General features: G+C 66.9%; 12 protein-coding genes. 8 read left to right on the top strand and 4 right to left on the bottom strand.

The genetic code is table 11. The features are described from left to right. Positions 1–10: 10 nt before the first annotated feature. Positions 11–949: an LLM class F420-dependent oxidoreductase gene (locus C8E87_RS40230; RefSeq protein WP_133878583.1), complete on the bottom strand. Its 939-nt coding sequence runs from the start codon at positions 947–949 to the stop codon at positions 11–13. A gap of 77 nt (positions 950–1026) precedes the next feature. On the opposite strand from C8E87_RS40230, the gene C8E87_RS40225 reads away from it, so the two are divergent. Both C8E87_RS40225 and C8E87_RS40220 read left to right on the top strand, forming a co-directional pair. Beyond that, the gene (locus tag C8E87_RS40225; RefSeq protein WP_133878582.1) at positions 1027–1611 is read left to right on the top strand and encodes a TetR/AcrR family transcriptional regulator; all 585 of its coding nucleotides are present in this window, start codon (positions 1027–1029) and stop codon (positions 1609–1611) included. Between the two features lie 27 nt (positions 1612–1638). Further along, positions 1639–2724, top strand: coding sequence for a M15 family metallopeptidase (locus C8E87_RS40220; RefSeq protein WP_239080665.1), 1086 nt, complete (start codon positions 1639–1641; stop codon positions 2722–2724). A gap of 91 nt (positions 2725–2815) precedes the next feature. On the opposite strand, the gene C8E87_RS40215 is transcribed toward C8E87_RS40220, so the two are convergent. After that, entirely contained in the window at positions 2816–4048 is a 1233-nt protein-coding gene (locus C8E87_RS40215; RefSeq protein WP_239080664.1) for an aminotransferase class I/II-fold pyridoxal phosphate-dependent enzyme, read from the bottom strand. A 138-nt stretch (positions 4049–4186) separates the two neighbouring features. Here C8E87_RS40215 and C8E87_RS40210 point away from each other — a divergent pair, with 138 nt between their 5' ends. Beyond that, complete coding sequence (locus C8E87_RS40210) at positions 4187–5044, top strand: alpha/beta fold hydrolase (protein WP_133878581.1); 858 nt, start codon at positions 4187–4189, stop codon at positions 5042–5044. Between the two features lie 23 nt (positions 5045–5067). Continuing rightward, positions 5068–5445 (top strand): DUF2255 family protein, encoded by a 378-nt coding sequence (locus C8E87_RS40205; RefSeq protein WP_133878580.1) that lies wholly within the window; start codon positions 5068–5070, stop codon positions 5443–5445. A gap of 313 nt (positions 5446–5758) precedes the next feature. On the opposite strand, the gene C8E87_RS40200 is transcribed toward C8E87_RS40205, so the two are convergent. Next, positions 5759–6934 carry a WD40 repeat domain-containing protein gene (locus C8E87_RS40200; protein WP_133878579.1) on the bottom strand — a complete coding sequence of 392 codons (1176 nt, stop codon included), beginning with the start codon at positions 6932–6934 and terminating at the stop codon, positions 5759–5761. A 153-nt stretch (positions 6935–7087) separates the two neighbouring features. Between C8E87_RS40200 and C8E87_RS40195 the strand changes: the two genes are divergently transcribed. Further along, entirely contained in the window at positions 7088–8059 is a 972-nt protein-coding gene (locus tag C8E87_RS40195) for an IS30 family transposase (protein ID WP_239080771.1), read from the top strand. A 228-nt stretch (positions 8060–8287) separates the two neighbouring features. Here the strand turns inward: C8E87_RS40195 and C8E87_RS40190 are convergent, their stop codons facing one another. Then, positions 8288–10588: an NACHT domain-containing protein gene (locus C8E87_RS40190; protein WP_133878578.1), complete on the bottom strand. Its 2301-nt coding sequence runs from the start codon at positions 10586–10588 to the stop codon at positions 8288–8290. A 337-nt stretch (positions 10589–10925) separates the two neighbouring features. On the opposite strand from C8E87_RS40190, the gene C8E87_RS40185 reads away from it, so the two are divergent. From C8E87_RS40185 to C8E87_RS40175, 3 genes are all read left to right on the top strand, one after another. Further along, positions 10926–11879, top strand: coding sequence for a helix-turn-helix domain-containing protein (locus C8E87_RS40185; protein ID WP_133878577.1), 954 nt, complete (start codon positions 10926–10928; stop codon positions 11877–11879). A 426-nt stretch (positions 11880–12305) separates the two neighbouring features. Beyond that, on the top strand, positions 12306–13055 hold the full coding sequence (locus tag C8E87_RS40180) for an AfsR/SARP family transcriptional regulator (RefSeq protein ID WP_133878576.1): 750 nt from the start codon (positions 12306–12308) through the stop codon (positions 13053–13055). A 292-nt stretch (positions 13056–13347) separates the two neighbouring features. Further along, positions 13348–15741: a class III lanthionine synthetase LanKC N-terminal domain-containing protein gene (locus C8E87_RS40175; RefSeq protein WP_133878575.1), complete on the top strand. Its 2394-nt coding sequence runs from the start codon at positions 13348–13350 to the stop codon at positions 15739–15741. The last annotated feature ends 9 nt before the right edge of the window (positions 15742–15750 follow it).

Here is a 15750-nt window from a genome sequence, read left to right as displayed (position 1 = left end):
CGAACGTCGGCTACGCGACCAGGGGCCTCAGGGCTGTGCCGACCGCTGAGACCACACCGGGGCGGTGGCCGTTGCGGATCAGGTTGATGCAGATGCCGTCGACGCCGGCGTTCAGGATCTTCTCCTGGATCTGCTCGGCGACCTGGTCGGGGGTGCCGAGGAAGGCGCGGTTGCGACGGTCTTCGGGGATCGTCTCGCCCAGTTCCTTGGCCTCCTGCTCGGTCTCGCCGACCATGCCCATGATCAGGAAGCTGGTGGCCAGGGTGGCGGGGTCGCGGCCGATCTCTTCGCAGCGCTGCCGCAGCACCGACACCTTGCGGGGCAGGTCGGCCAGGTCGCAGATGATGTTCATGTGGTCGGCGAACCGGGCGGCGAGCCGGAACGTCTTCTGTTCGCCCGAGCCGCCCAGCATGATCGGGATGGCCGGGCGTACCCGCGGGTTGTTCATGGCGCCGCGGGCGACGTACCACTTGCCCTCGAACGTCGCGGGCTCGCCGCGGAGCATCGGGGCGATGATGGTCAGGGCCTCGTCGAGCCGTTCGAAGCGCTCGGTGAAGGTGCCGAACTCGTAGCCCAGGTCGTGGTGCTCACGCTCGAACCAGCCGGCGCCGATGCCGAGCACCGCCCGGCCCTTCGAGACCACGTCGAGCGTCGTCACCGTCTTGGCCAGCATGGCCGGGTTGCGGTACGTGTTGCCGGTGACCAGCGTCGACAGCTGCACCGTCGACGTGACCCCGGACAGGGCGCCCAGCGTCGTGTACGCCTCGAGCATCGCCTGGTCGGGCGTCCCGATGCCGGGCAGCTGATAGAAGTGGTCCATCACCAGCACGGTGTCGAAGCCGGACGCCTCGGCCTCGCGGGCCTGCGCGGCCACCGTGTCGAAGGTGTTCTCGACCGGGACGCCGGGATAGGTGAAGTTCGGGATCTGATAGCCGAGCCGGATCGTCACGGTTCTCCTCCGATGTAAGAGGGCTCTTACTTGGTAATGTAAGAGCCCTCTTACACCGAGGCAAGCGGGGAGGCGGCGTGTCGGTCAAAAAGGGGTACCACCACGGCGACCTCCGGGCGGCGGTCCTCGCGGCCAGCTTCGAGCTGCTGGCCGAGTGCGGGCCGCAGAAGTTCTCGGTCGCCGCGGTCGCCCGGCGGCTCGGCGTGAGCTCGGCCGCGCCGTACCGGCATTTCCCCGACCGGGCGCACCTGCTGAGCGCGGTGTCGGGCGAGGCGGCCCGTGACCTGCGCGCCGAGATCCTGGCCGCCGGCGAGGACGGGCTGGCGGGAGCGGCCGGGGCGTACGTGAGTTACGTCGCACGGACCGGGGCGGGCTTTCCCGTCATCTTCGCGCGGGAGCTGCTCACCGTGCCCGACGACGAGCGTCGCGAGCACACCCGCGCCCTGGTCTCGACGCTGCTCGAGCTGGCCTCCGCCGCCACCCATGCCGAGGCGGCACGGCAGGTCGAGGCCGTCGTCGCGGTGGCCCAGGGGTACGTGACGCTCTACACCGAGGGCTTCTTCAACACCGACGCCATGCCGGTGGAGGAGGTCGCGGCGCGCGCGGTGCAGGCCGCCCGGGCGCTGACGCAACCAGGCCGCACCCGCGAGGGCACGGAGTAGCTCCCGCCGCCCCGGAGTCTCTTCCGGGTGACGACACGACTGGAACTCCGACCGGATCCGACGATCCGCCGCCGGGCCCGCCGGGCCATCACCCTCCCGCTCGCGGCGCTCGCCTTCGGCGTGTCCGCCCTCGCGGCCCCGACCCCGGCGCAGGCCGCCCCGCCCGCGGTGGCGCAGACCTGGAACACGCTGATGTACCGCAGCCTGACGCGGCAGCAGACCGCCGCCACCATCCGGGCCGACGTTGCCGCCCGGCAGGCCACCGTCGTCACCCGCGTCAGCGAGGTTGCGAACGCCACCAACGCCGGCCGCCTGGCCGAAGCTCAGCTGACCACCGCCACCAGGACCGACACGGCGGCCCGGACCCGGGTGACCGCCGCGCAGAAGGCGCTGACCACCGCCAAGCAGAACCTGACCAAGGCGAACAAGAAGAAGCCCCGCAGCACCGCCGCCATCACCAAGGCCAAGAACGCGGTGACGGCCGCCACCAAGACCCTGGCCGTACGGCAGGCCGAGGTCAAGAAGAGCGCCGCCGCGCTGGCCACGGCCAAGACCAACGTCCGTACGGCCACCGCGACGCTCGCCACGGCCGTCGCGAACCGGGACGCCGCCGCGGCCGCGGTCACCGCCGGTCAGCAGAAGCTTGCCGCTCTGCCGACCGCGTACTCGCTGGCCACGCAGGCCGCCGGGCTCAGCCGTGAGGTGGTCAACCAGTCGCGCGGCACGTTCACCGTCGCCGACACCGTGCAGATCCGCGGCATCACCGTGCATCGCAGCGTCGCGTACGCGTTCCGGCGGATGATCGACGACGCCCGCGCCAACGGGGTTGTGCTCTCGGGCGGCGGCTTCCGCACCAAGGAACGCCAGATCCAGCTGCGCAAGACCAACGGCTGCCCCGACGTGTGGACCGCGCCGTCCTCGTCGTGCCGAGTGCCGACAGCCATCCCCGGCCGGTCGCTGCACGAGCTGGGCATGGCCGTCGACATCACCCAGGACGGCAAGTCGCTGACCCGGACGAGCACGGGCTACAAGTGGCTGATCGCGCACGCGAAGGCGTACGGGTTCGTCAACCTGCCGTCGGAGCCGTGGCACTGGTCGATCACCGGAGGCTGACGGGTCACGTCACGGTGCGCACGGGCGGTGCTGCCGCGTTCTTGACGTGACGGTCGGGACAGGCGGCGCTGCCGTGTTCTTGACGTGACGGTCAGGACGGGCGGCGCTGCCGCGGGACCGCGGGACGCAGCACGCCGTCGCGGGCCAGCTCGGTGAGCACGGCGTTGAGGTCGTCGACGTGCTGCTCGGTGTGCGCGGCGGTCAGCTGCACCCGGAAACCGATCTCGTCGCGCGGCACACCCGGGTAGGGCGCGAGCGTGACGTACTGCCCGGCCCGCCACAGCCGCTCGGACACGTCGATCAGGTCGTGGTCGGGCGAGATGGGGATCTCCACGACGGGCGTGTCGTGCACGTTGAGCGTGTGCACACCCATTCCCCGTACGTGGGAAAGAAGTTTCACCGTGAGCCGGTAGAGGTGGGCCCGCAGCTCGTCGCCGCGTTTCTCGTTGACGTCGAGCCCGGCCATCACCGTGGCCAGCGACGCGACGGGGGAGGGGCCGGAATACAGGTACGTGGGGGCGTCGACCTTCAGCTTGTTCTTGACCGCTGTGGGCAGGGCCAGAAAGGCGAGGAGCGACGAGTACGCCTTGGAGAAGCCGCCGACGAGGACGACGTTGTCGTACGACTCGCCCGAATGTTTGACGATGGCGTTGCCACGCAGCCCGTACGGGGAAGGCTCGTCGGGGCTGCGCTCGCCGATCACGCCCATGCCGTGCGCGTCGTCGACGTAGAGGACGGCGTCGTGCGCGCGGCACAGGGCGGCGTACCGCTTGAGGTCGGGAATGTCGCCGGTCATGCTGTTCACGCCGTCCATGCAGACCATGACCGGGCGGGCGGTGGCCGCCCTGAGCAGGCGTTCCAGCTCCTCCAGGTCACCCGAGCGGAACCGGCGTACGGTGGCGCCCCGGCCCCGCGCGAACATGCAGCCGTCGTAGATCGTGCGGTGGGCGCGGCTCTCCATGATGAGGGTGCCCTCGCCGATCAGGGCCGGGATCGCGCCGAGGTGGATCTGCGAGATGGTGGGCAGCAGCAGCACGTCCTCGGCGCCGAGCAGCCCGGTGAGCCGTTCCTCGAGCTGCGGATAGAGCCGGGGGCTGCCGAGCATGCGCGACCAGCTGGGATGCGTGCCCCAGCGGCGCAGCTGCGGCTCGACGGCCTCGATGACCTCGGGGTCCAGGTCGAACCCGAGGTAGTTGCAGGACGCCCAGTCCACCAGCCAGTCCTGGCCGATCCGGATGCGGCGGCCGTCGATCTGTTCGATCACGGCGTCGTACATCCGGCTGTTGACCCGAAGGTCCTCGATGTCATGAGTGGGGGCCGGCACTTCGTGTACCTCATTTCCTAGCTGTCGTGATTCGCCGTACCCGGGAGATCGCCGGACAACCCGAAAGGTCAGATGTATCGGTGCGCGCCTCGTAATTCCGGGTGCCGTGAGCTGGGCGTCCGGCTACGGTGACCGGTCATGACCTTCGTCACGGCCGGTTCGCTGCGACTGTGGACCGAGCGCATCGGGCACCCCGGCCACTCCGCCGTACTGCTGATCATGGGGGCCTCGGCCCAGGGGCTGACCTGCCCCGGCGCGCTGATCGACCGCCTTGTCGGACGCGGGGTGCAGGTGATCCGGTACGACCATCGTGACACCGGCAGATCGAGCATTGTGGACTATGCTGGCAATCCGTACGGGTTGTCGGATCTTGCCGGTGACGCGTTGGCTGTGCTGGACGCGTACGGGCTGGAGTCGGCCTCCTTCGCCGGGATGTCCATGGGCGGCATGATCGCGCAGTGGCTGGGCGTGCACGCGCCGTCCCGGGTGCGATCGCTGACCCTGATCTCGAGCACGCCGATGAACTACGACCTCGGCCGGCTCTGGCAGCGGGCGATGGACGGTCTCCCGCCCGATCCGGGGTCTCTGCCGCCGCCGTCAGCCCGTTTCCTGCAGCACCGGTCCGAAGCGCCGCCCGGCGTCGAGGCCGACGTCGAGCTGTTCCGCGTCATGAACGGCGACGTCCGCCCGTACGACGAGGCCGGCGCCCGTACGGCGCTGACCCGCTGCTGGGCGCGGACCACGAACCCGGCGGCCGCGGCCCAGCACAACCTGGCCCTGAGCCGGACGACACCCGACCGCCTTGTTCCACTGTCGACGATCACCGCCCCGACGCTGGTGCTGCACGGCGACCAGGACCCGATCTATGCCGTGCAGCACGGGGAGGCGCTGGCCGAAGCGATCCCGGGTGCCTCGCTGCGGCTCGTGCCGGGGATGGGGCACGTGTGCTTCTCACCGGGCCTGCCGGAGGAACTGGCCGACCTGATCCTGCTGTAGCCAAGATGTGGTACTTCCGAGGCATGAGTGAGCGGTGGGACCCCGCCGAGCTGCGGGCGATCGGCGACAGCCACGAGATGGAGGTCGCCGTGCGGCGGGCGGACGGCGGGCTCGGCCGGTGGACGACGATCTGGGTGGTGTGCGCCGACGGGGAAGTGTTCGTCCGCACGTGGCACCGGCGGGAGACGGGCTGGTTCGGGGGAGTCGTGCGAACCGGGCGGGCCCGGATCCGGGCCGGCGGGCTCGAGACCGACGTCGTGGTGCAGGACGTCGGGGAATCGGGGCGGGCGGCGGTCGACGCGGCCTACCGCAAGAAGTACTCGGGCGGCGTCACCGACATGGTCAGCGACACCGCCGCGGCCTCGACCCTGCGGTTCAGCCCCGCAAGCGGCACGCGTTGACAGCGCGGCCCCCACTGCAGCTGGCGCTGGTATTGCCCTTCCCACTTCGTCTCTGGCGTCGGATCACCGCACAGTGACGCGGCTCCGAACGTCGCGCTGCGGGAGGTGACCCCCCTGATCCGGAGCGCGGATATGCCGAATTGAGTACGTGCGAGCGCGCGGAGAACAATGCATGTGATTATGACGCTGGAATTCTGGCAGTGCAGTTCAAACTGGGCAGGGCCTTCAGTCCATGACGCTGTCTCGGGACATGCTGACCCGAATCCCGTTACTCAACGCCGCCAAGCGCGTCCTTGTGCTAGAAACGTCGGCCTTATAACAGCTCCGAGTTCGGTATTCTCCTAACTCGCGAATCATATGAATCGAGTTCACCCACATTGAACCGACACAGCTTGGCTGCCCACCAGAATGATTCTTTCGGGTCGCCCGCAATCTTGTATGAAAGATCGGGCAGCAGCGTCGCCCATCCACCATGCTGTAGTGGAATCAGGGTGGCAACCAATGCGCCCGTCGCTGTCCTCCAGAGGCGTATCATTCCGTCATTGCTGCCCGACGCGAGGAGCGCTCCGTCCGCGCTGAATGACAGCCTTACCGCCCATCCCTTGTGGTCACTTAACGTCCGCATCTTCGCCCATGTTCCGGCCTCCCAAAGGACGATGGAGTCCGCGTCGGTGGTTGCCAATATCTTGCCATCTGGGCTAAATGCTGCTGCCATAACAATGCCGGTTCTGCTAGGCAGCCCCGCACTCTGGCCACTCCCGGAAGCTGTCCATACTTGCGGGCCAACTCCAGGTCCAACCGCCACGAAGAATTCGCCGTCGGGGCTATAGGCTATCCCACGCACGCCATATGGGACAGCTTCTAGCTCGCGACAAATACTCAAGCCGGGAAAGTCTCTGACCCGTACATGTCCATCGTCACCGCCAGTCGCTAAGAATCTGCCGTCCGGGCTGAAGGCCACAGCACCTACCCATCTGCGATGTGGCGCTATCGGAATGCGCATTTTTCCCTCATGGAGATCCCAGATACGAACGGTTGGTTCGGCACCGCATGTAACTAGAACGCTTTGATCAGGACTGAACGCCAAATCAAGAATCGGTTCATGATGAGGTAGCTCGGTCAACAGCCGCTGTCCGGGAATTGCCCAGAGCCGAACAGTCTTGTCGCCTGACCCAGCAGTAGCCAGAACGTCACCGCGCGGGCTGAAGGCTATCGCGAGAATGTTGCCGTCGTGGGCAGGCAATACAGCGATCTGCTCCCCAGTGTGGCTTTGCCACAACCGAACGGTGCCGTCCTCGCCGCCTGCCGTAGCAAGGAGGCCGTCGGAACGCAGCGCCACGTCCGGCGCAGCGCTGGAGCCTCCCGAGATCTCACAGGCGACTGAGCCGGAGCCGATGTCCCACATGCGGATGGAATCCGTGCCTACGGCAATGAGATTTGACTCCGGACTGAACTCCAGGCCGCCTACCGGACGGTGCGCGTTGATCAAGCGATGTGATCTCAGCGCTCTGTCTTGGTTGGATCTTGGCCGTCCCCTCTTGGATCCTCTTGGATCGACTAACCGCTGGACTGGGCGAGTTCAGCCGGTCGTAGCATTTGATCTTGACGGGTCGGTGGGACAGGATTCTCGCCCGTGCGCAACATGTTGACCTTGGCCGATCGGGAAGAGATATCCCGCGGCCTGGCCGAAGGCTTGGAATACAAGGAGATCGCCCGGTTGCTCGACCGGAACCCCTCGGTGGTCTCCCGGGACGTCGCCAGGCACGGCGGCCGGGCGCAGTACCGGGCGGTCGCCGCTGACGAGACGGCCGCCGTAGGCCGGCAGCGGCCGAAGGCGTACGCGGTTGATCGTTCGCCGCGGCTGCAGACGGTGGTCAAGCAGCTGTTGAGGGGCGGCTGGTCGCCGGCGTCGATCGCGGGCCGGTTGCCGTACGACTACCGCGACGATCAGGCTGTACGGGTGTCCCACGAAGCGATCTACCAGTGGATGTACGCCCAGCCGGTGTCCACCCTGGCCCGTGAGCTGCTGAAGCTGCGCACCGGCCGTACCGCCCGCCGTTCGGGTCCGCGCCCGGCCCCGGCACCGCGTATCCGCGAGCCCCGCTACCTCGACGAACGTCCCGCCGAGGCCGAGGACCGGCAGGTCCCGGGACACTGGGAGGGCGACCTCGTCATCGGTAAGGCCGGCAAGTCCGCGGTCGCGACGCTGGTCGAGCGGACGTCCCGGTTCGTGGTCCTGGTCCCGCTGTCCGGCCGCGACGCGCTGACCGTGGGCGACGCGGTGATCGCCGCCGCCGGCACTTTGCCGCCGCAGATCGCGAAGTCGTTGACGTGGGACTGTGGCTCCGAGATGGCCGGCCACGCCCGGATCACCGCAGCCGGGCTGCCGGTCTACTTCGCCCGCCCGCACTCGCCGTGGCAGCGCGGCAGCAACGAGAACGCGAACCGTATCCTGCGCGAATACTTCCCGAAAGGCGTCCCGATCACGGCCGATCCGAAATATTTAGCGATGGTGGCTTCCGAAATCAATGACCGACCCCGTAAGATCCATAACTGGAAGAAGCCCTCCGAGATATTCGCCGAACTCGTAGAGGCAAATGCTTCGACCGTCTGAATTCGCCCTGGTCAGGCCGTTCGCGGTCACTCTGGAGAGCTCAGCCGCATCGGCAGGTGGAATTCGGTCTCATCGCGAGCGGGCAGTGATGGCGATGAAGGTGATACTGATAGGGCCGCTGGACCGGACGCGTGACAACGGTGACCGAACGAAGTCCTGAGTTTCGCTTTGGCGTAGAGGGGTGCGAGTTTTGGCGGGTTGCGGTGGGAGCTTGAAGGACTGCGGGCTTCAGCTGGGCCGCGCCCGGCCCGGCCTGACGTCCGCGCTTGAGCGGGCCGTCTGCCCGGTTGCGGGTACTTCGCGGGAGATCGGCTCGACGGCGATGCGATCGCGGATCAGGCCGTGCCGGAATTGGTAGACGCTTCCAGCGCTGCGGAGGACACCGCGTTTGTGGGCGTCGGCCAGGCTGCGGGTCAGGTACACCGGAAGTCTCCTGGAGGCAGACAGGACCACAGTGGCCAGGCAGTACTGCCCCCAAGAGTGCAGCAGCACTGCCGCCAGGGCGGCCATCGCGGCAAGTAGCCAGGTCAGCGGGTTGGCGAGGCCGAAGTTCTGGGCCTGTAACACGACCTCGACAGCACCGATGGTTGCGGCCGACACCATCGCCGCCGTCCGGTCAGTTGCGATCGATGTGAGAGGGCTGGTGGCGATCGGTGCCGGCTCAGCACCGCTCGCGAGCGCCGTGATGAGGCCGACCGTGACCGCCAGGACAGCGCCGATCGCGAGGCTCCTTGCCATGAGGCTGGCAACCAGCATGAGAGGGGCGGCGACCACGAGGAACAACCTCAGCGATCCCCGCAGTGACACGCGCCGTGGAAGGTGCAGGTCGGAGAAAATCATTCGCCCGAATGCTGCGAGCAGGCCGAGTCCCGTGCCGATATTGATCGTTACCTGCAGTGGCGGCAGGCTGTCGTTTGTCATAGATATACCGCCTAATACTGCGGCGAAAATGCAGTACAGAGACACCAGGATTACGTACACGATCGATACGACTTGTGCTGTGGGAACTGGGTGAATTTCCGCGATCCGCCACCACGCGAGGTCAAAGGTCCGTTGCTCGCGAAGGTGACGGGCGAGTGTGGCTAGCCATCGGGTCTCCGTGATCCCGGCCGCCGCACCTCGGCGATCCGCATACACCGCCGGGATCAGGTGCTCGAGCAAATGCTGTTCGATCCCTTCCTTGCTGGCCGCCCACCGCGCCGTCAGCAACTCTGACGGATCTCGTTCCCGATCCTGATAGACCGTCCGGGCGAGCCAGATCATCAGCGGCGTTGACAGCGCCCGCGTGAGCGGTGCCCTGCCCGCCTTCTGGAGGTGCTCCAACACCGGTGACCAGCGCAAATCATCGGCAGTCGCGCTGTCGGCGAGGTGTTGTGCCGCCTCGGCCGAAGGTATCGGGAGCAGTTCGGCCACCACGGTCGCGGGAATCGGGCCGCATGCACTGACGGCGGCTTTGTAGGGCTGTGTCCGGCAGGTGACGACGAACTCACGGCCGGCGACCGCGGCATGGGACAGCCCGATCAGTGCCGCCCGTTGCCGTTCGTCGTCCAGTTCGTCGAGCCCGTCCAGCACCGGCAGCACGAACCCGCCGGCTACCAGATCCCGGGCCAGGCTGCGGGATGTGGCGTTTGGACCGGGCACCGTCGTGGCCAGGCGCCGGTCCTGGGCGATCAACTGGTCGGCGATCCAATCGTCGAGGGGCTGGACAGGGTTCCAGCTTGCCGCGCTGAGCAGCACGGTGACCGGCGCACCCGGCCGGCGGCGGGCGAGCATCTGCACCGTGAGATGAACGGCCAGCAATGATTTGCCCGCACCCGGCTCGCCCAGCATGACGAGCCGTCGCGGCACATCGTCACGGTCGAAAACGGCAGCGACCCGTGCATAGTCGCCCTGGACGTCGACCGGCCCGGCACCGGCCTTCTGCAGGACCGACGCCCAGCCGGCCATCACCGCGCTCGACCCGGCGGTCACCGCCCATGTCACGTTCAGCGGCCACGGTTCACCGACCCGGCGTGCGGCCTGCTCGGCGGTCCACTGCTCACGCTGCGCCTTGGCCATCCTCGCCAGCACGACCTCGCGTTCGCTACCCGCGTCGGCGTTTCCGAGGCGCCACAACCAGGTCAGCGTACCGACGCAGACGGCGAGCGCGCTGACCGAGCCGAAGACGACACCCGACCACTTGTCGGCCCGCTCCAGCCCTTCGCTGCGCAGGAACCAGGCGAGCAGCATTGCCGCCAGGGTGGCCGCCACCAGCATGATCAGAAACCAGACCCGGGGGCGCGTGAACCAATTCGGCACCGCACAATGATGGACCTCGAGCACCGGAATCGACACCACCCGTACGGCTGACTGATCGATAATGATCATTGAGAATCGCTCGGGACAACGGCCGTCCGGCGTCGCGCCGTACTTCACATCCCGGAGGCGGGGATCTGCCGTAGCCATGCCGTCGAGGGCGAGGGTGTTTTTCCAAACGGCACCACGCCACGAGAATCGCGATGCCAGCCGCTTCGCCAACAGACGACGCACGGATTGTCGCTGTCCGGGTGCATCGAATACGGACGGAGTCGTTTCTGTAGGAGATGCGATGCTGCCGCAGGCTCTCGTCGAGGAACATGCTGGTCTCGATGCCTTTCGCATAGATCCGTCGGTGACTGACGAAGACGCCGGGCCCTGTTTGTCCGGCCGCATTCTGGGAGCCGGCCTCGGGGGGAGGTCGCCGGTCGTGCGCCGGGGTGGAACGAGCCGACCATCGTCAGGCAGACACTGTGCGTGATCCCCGGCTGTAGCAGCGGCCGGGAGCGTTGGCTGGGGGGTCATGACAGGACCCTCCAAACCGGGGCATCTGCCCCGTAGATTGACCGGCGTGGTGAGCGACCGACTTCAGCTGGCGGCTTTTCTTCGGTCCCGGCGCGACAATCTCACCCCGCAGCAGGCCGGCATCGTGCCGCTGGCGGGCGAGCGCCGCGTGCCCGGCCTACGCCGCGAGGAACTGGCCGGCCTTGCCGGTGTCAGCACCGACTACTACAGCCGTCTGGAGCAGGGCCGCCAGGCCAACATTTCCCTGGAGGTGCTCGACGCGCTCGCCCGGGCGCTGCGCTTGGACGACGTCGAGCGCGCTCATCTGCATGACCTTGCTGCACCGCGGATGCAGCACCGCCGTGCGGCGTCCATCCGTCCCCAGCCACCGGATCCCGGACTCCTGCGAGTGATCGGCATGCTGGACCACGTCCCTGCTCTCCTGATCGGACGGCGGGGTATCGTGCTGGCCCGAAACGCTCTCTTCGCTGCCGTCTACAGGCATCCCCTGCGGCCGGGCACGTCGTGGACGCGGTTCCTGCTGCTCGACCGCGATGTGCGGGCCAGGATCGATGACTGGTCCGGTGCGGCCCGCGACGCTCTCGCCGGACTACGCCGAGAGGTTGCGCGCTACCCACTCGACCGTTCGCTGCAACGCGAAATCGACCAGTTGCGTCAAGCCGACCCGGACGTCAGACGCTGGTGGGACGAGCACCGTGTCGCCGAGTACTCCTCGAACCACCGACGTATCCGGCACCCGATTGCCGGCGACATGGAATTCGACGTCGAACTCGTCGTGTCCCCGCAGAACGCCGAGCAGCACTTGGTCATCTACACCGTCGAGCCGCACTCGCGTACGGCACGCACTCTTCCGCTGCTCGCTGCCTGGGGACGTGACCCGGCGACAGCCACTGCCCAAGCGGCCCCTGACAGAACCTCTGCCATCGGCCAGGGCCGACGCCCCGGTCCAGTCCGTGCACGCAGGTCTTACCCGAGTATCCCGAGGGGGAGCAGTGGCTGACGACGTGCCCGCGTTGTCGCTCCTGGACGTTCCGGTCCGGGTGGCGGACCGGCCGGTCCCGCTGCCCGGCTCTGACGTCGCGGCGGCTGCGCAGGCTGCGGAAACGGCAGCCAACCGGCGTTGTGGTTCGCAGAACACCACGGACCCGGCCGGTATGCGGACACGTCCCCCAGATCCTGGTAGGACATGCTGCCGCTCCGGTTCGTGAAGCGTCGGCGACGACGGCGGACCGCGCTGCCCGAACGGTATGACGGGGCCGTGTCGGCCCGTCGGCCAGACCCGGTACTTTGCCGTTCCCTGCAGCCCAGGTGCAGGTTGTCGCGAAGACGACGGATGAGTCTGCTGACTGCGGATCAGAACGTGAGGGGACATTTTCAGTGACGGCTTCCCCGCTTCGCGGGACGGTGGTGATCGGATGGTGATCGGGTGGACGCACAACTCAGCTTCTCCGTTCTGGGCCGGGTACGCGCTACGCGTGAGGGGACCGAATTGCGGCTGGGCCCGTCCCAGCAGCGTCTGACACTCGCAGTGTTGCTGTTGAACATGAAGTGTTTCGTTTCCGCCGAGGAGCTCATGAACGCACTCTGGGGTGACAAGCCGCCCAAGTCGGCGGTCAACTCCGTGCGGATCTACGTGCACCGGATCCGGCGCCTGCTGAACGAGCTGGGACATCCCGCAATCGTGAGCTCCATCGGTGGCGGTTACGAGATGCTGGACCAGGGGCAGCGACTCGACTTGAACGATTTCGAATCGCTGCTGGCGAAGGGCGAGCGGGCCAGACACGCCGGTGACCACAGCGCAGCGCTGACCTACACCGGCGAGGGACTCGCGTTGTGGCGCGGCCGGCCACTGGCCGACCTGCCCGGGGACTGGGCACAGAAGCAACGGCACGTGATCGAAGACCGCTACCTTGCCGGGGTCGAAGGGCAGGCGGTCGACCTTCTGGCGATGGGCCGTCCCACTGCGGTGATCAGCACGCTCGGTGGCGTGGCGGCCGACCACCCGTTCGACGAGCGCCTCCGCGAACTGTTGATCCTGGCGATGCACCGCTCAGGCCGCACCGCCGAGGCGCTGAGCATGTACCACGAAACCAGGGAGGTGTTCGCCCAGGAGCTGGGCATCGACCTCGGAGCGTCCCTGCAGCGGTTGTACATGCAACTCCTGAGGGGTGGCTGACGCGCCGCCACGCCGATTGGCCTGTCAAAGCGGGTTGTCGGCTCAGGTCGAGCACGTGGCGCAGTGGATCCCGGAGCGCAGCGGAGAGGCCGGCGCCTCGGATGCGGCTGGTCGCGGTGACGTGCGAGATGGGCGTGAATGCCGTCGAGTCGCCGTATTGGCCTGCGCAAATCCTGAGCCCGGGATGAAAACCGATGCGGACCATCTCCGGGTAAACGTTTTATAAAGCGGGAGTCCATGGTGATCGGTCAGTGTGGAGGGGACAGTCGATGCAGGGGAGTGTGACGGTCAGATGGCGGCAACAGGATTCGATATCGCACTGGTGGCGAGCCGGCGATTTCACGAGCGCATATTCTTGCTGGACGACGCCAAGACGTTGTGGCCACGGCCGGCCACGGTGTCCGGCGCCGAGGTTCTCGAAGAAAACGTGTGGACGTATGTGAGCTTCGGCGGCGAGCTACCCGAGCAGGGGTGGAAAATTCATGTGTCGGCCATTCCGGCCAGGGCCGAGGCGACGATCTCGACGGTGGCCAGGATCTGCGCCGGCACGAAGACGGACTTCAAATACCTTCGCAGCCGGAGCATGCTCGACCTGATGAACAGCAAATACGCGCATCGGGGCTCATCCGGGAAATTCGTCGCCATTTACCCCCGGGACACCGACCTCGCCCTGGACCTTCTCGACCAGCTCGCCCTTGCCTTGCGCGAGTTCCCGGGGCCCTACATCCTGAGCGATTTGAGCTGGTCGGACGACAGTCCGGTCTACACCCGCTTCGGCGGTTTCCGCGAGATGCTGACGTCGGATACCGAGTCGCCGGTGCCGGGTATCCGAAAGCCCGACGGAGAGCTCGTCTTCGATCGGAGGGATTCGACCTTCTACGTACCGGAGTTCGTGCAGCCGCCGGAGCGTTTGTCCGCCCGGCAGCGGGAGGTGGCCGAAAGCGCCTTCGTGACGGCTCCGTTCAATGTTGACGAGGTCGTGCACTTCTCGAACGGTGGCGGTGTCTACCGTGGGACGCTCGACTCGGGTCAAGCTTGTATCGTAAAAGAGGCGCGCCCGTGGACTGCCTCGCACGGGTCCGGCATGGACTCGGTCGACCGGCTCCACCATGAATACGAGGTCCTGCGACGCTGTGCGGACATCCCGGCGGTGGTGAAGGCCTTCGACCTGGTCCCTTTATGGAAACACTGGTACCTGATCGAAGAGCTCGTGGACGGCGTAACGCTCGATCAAGCCATCGTCGAGAACCGTATGCGTCTGGAGCCCGAGGCCTACCACGCGTGGGCCGAAAAGGTGTTTGCTGATGTGGCCGGCGCTCTGGACCAGATTCACGCGCGCGGGATCGTCGTCGGTGACGTGCATCCCAGGAATATCATGCTCACGCCCGAAGATCAGGTGCGGATCATTGACCTCGAGGCGGCCTTCGAGGTTGACCGGAAGCGATCGTTCATCGTGGGTGCCCCAGGATTCGCGACCGCGGACAAGATCGGCATCGACGTGGATCTTCACGCGCTCGCAGCCCTCCAGCTTCGGTTCTACAATGATCTACCTGTCTTGGCGGGACTCGATCCCAGTTCTCTCGGCCGCGGCGCCGCCCTGGCGAGCCGGATGTACGGAGCCAACAGCCGGCAACTGGACGAGGCTGTGAAGGTGCTGGGGGGCCGGCCGGCGGGCCAGCCGGAGATCAGCGACTCGCTGATCAGGTCGTACATTGCAGCACACGCGACACCGAATCGGCGTGATCTGCTCTTCCCGGGATCGGCGCGTTCCATCTCGGGCTACCGGGGTACCAATTTCCTGGATGGCGCAGCAGGTGTGCTGTGGGGGTGGCACACGTCCGGAGCGACCGTTCCGCCGGAGTGGGTAGCATGGCTCGCAGAGCAGTCCTGGGAGGTCCGCGATCGGCGGGTTCTCGGGTTTGACGGGACCCTCGGGGCGGCGACCGTTCTCGACCTCCTAGGCCATCCGTGTGGACGCCAACTGGCCGACTACGCGGCCGACAGGTGGCGCATCTTCTCCAGCGACGATCTTGACAAAGGCCTCCCAGGGGCGCTTCTTTCCTTCCTTGGATTTCATGCCAGGTCCCAGGACGCCACCTACCTTCCCGTCGTCGAGGGGCTCATCGAACGGCTTCCCGGGTTGGCGCCGGACCCGGATGATGTCACCGCCGTCCACCTCTTGGCCGAGGCCGGTGCCGCCACCTTCGACCATTCCAGGATTCAGTCGGGGAATTTGCTGGCGACATTCGACAAGGTGCTGACGGTCCAACAGGAAAAGCCCGACTCGTCGCGTTATCATGGGCTGGGGCTGCGGTCCTTGGCTGCGGATCTTATCGCCTCCGTCGTTCCTGACGAAGGGGCGGTTCTGCAGGAAAGCGTTCGTGCTCTTGCCCGGGATTGCCGCAGCGACACCCGCTCGCTCCTCCACGGTCTTGGTGCTGCGGCGTTGGCATTGTCAGGATCTCAGCAGCAGAGAGATGTCGAAGCACGGACCGCGATAGTCGAGCAGTTGCATGCCCGAGTCGTCCAGGCGCCTGAGGGCAACGCGGTTCCGGCGGAAGGGCTTCTCCGATTCAGTTGCGATCTGACGGCCGGGTCAGCTGCTCTTCTGGTCGTTCATTCGTCGATCAGCAGTTCCAGAAATCAACTCTCCGGAGTATTTGGGCCGCACCCGGCCAGCAGTTGAGGACCGACG

Source organism: Paractinoplanes brasiliensis (genome assembly GCF_004362215.1).
Taxonomy (GTDB): Bacteria; Actinomycetota; Actinomycetes; order Mycobacteriales; family Micromonosporaceae; genus Actinoplanes; species Actinoplanes brasiliensis.
This window is presented reverse-complemented; position numbering and strand designations above follow the sequence as displayed.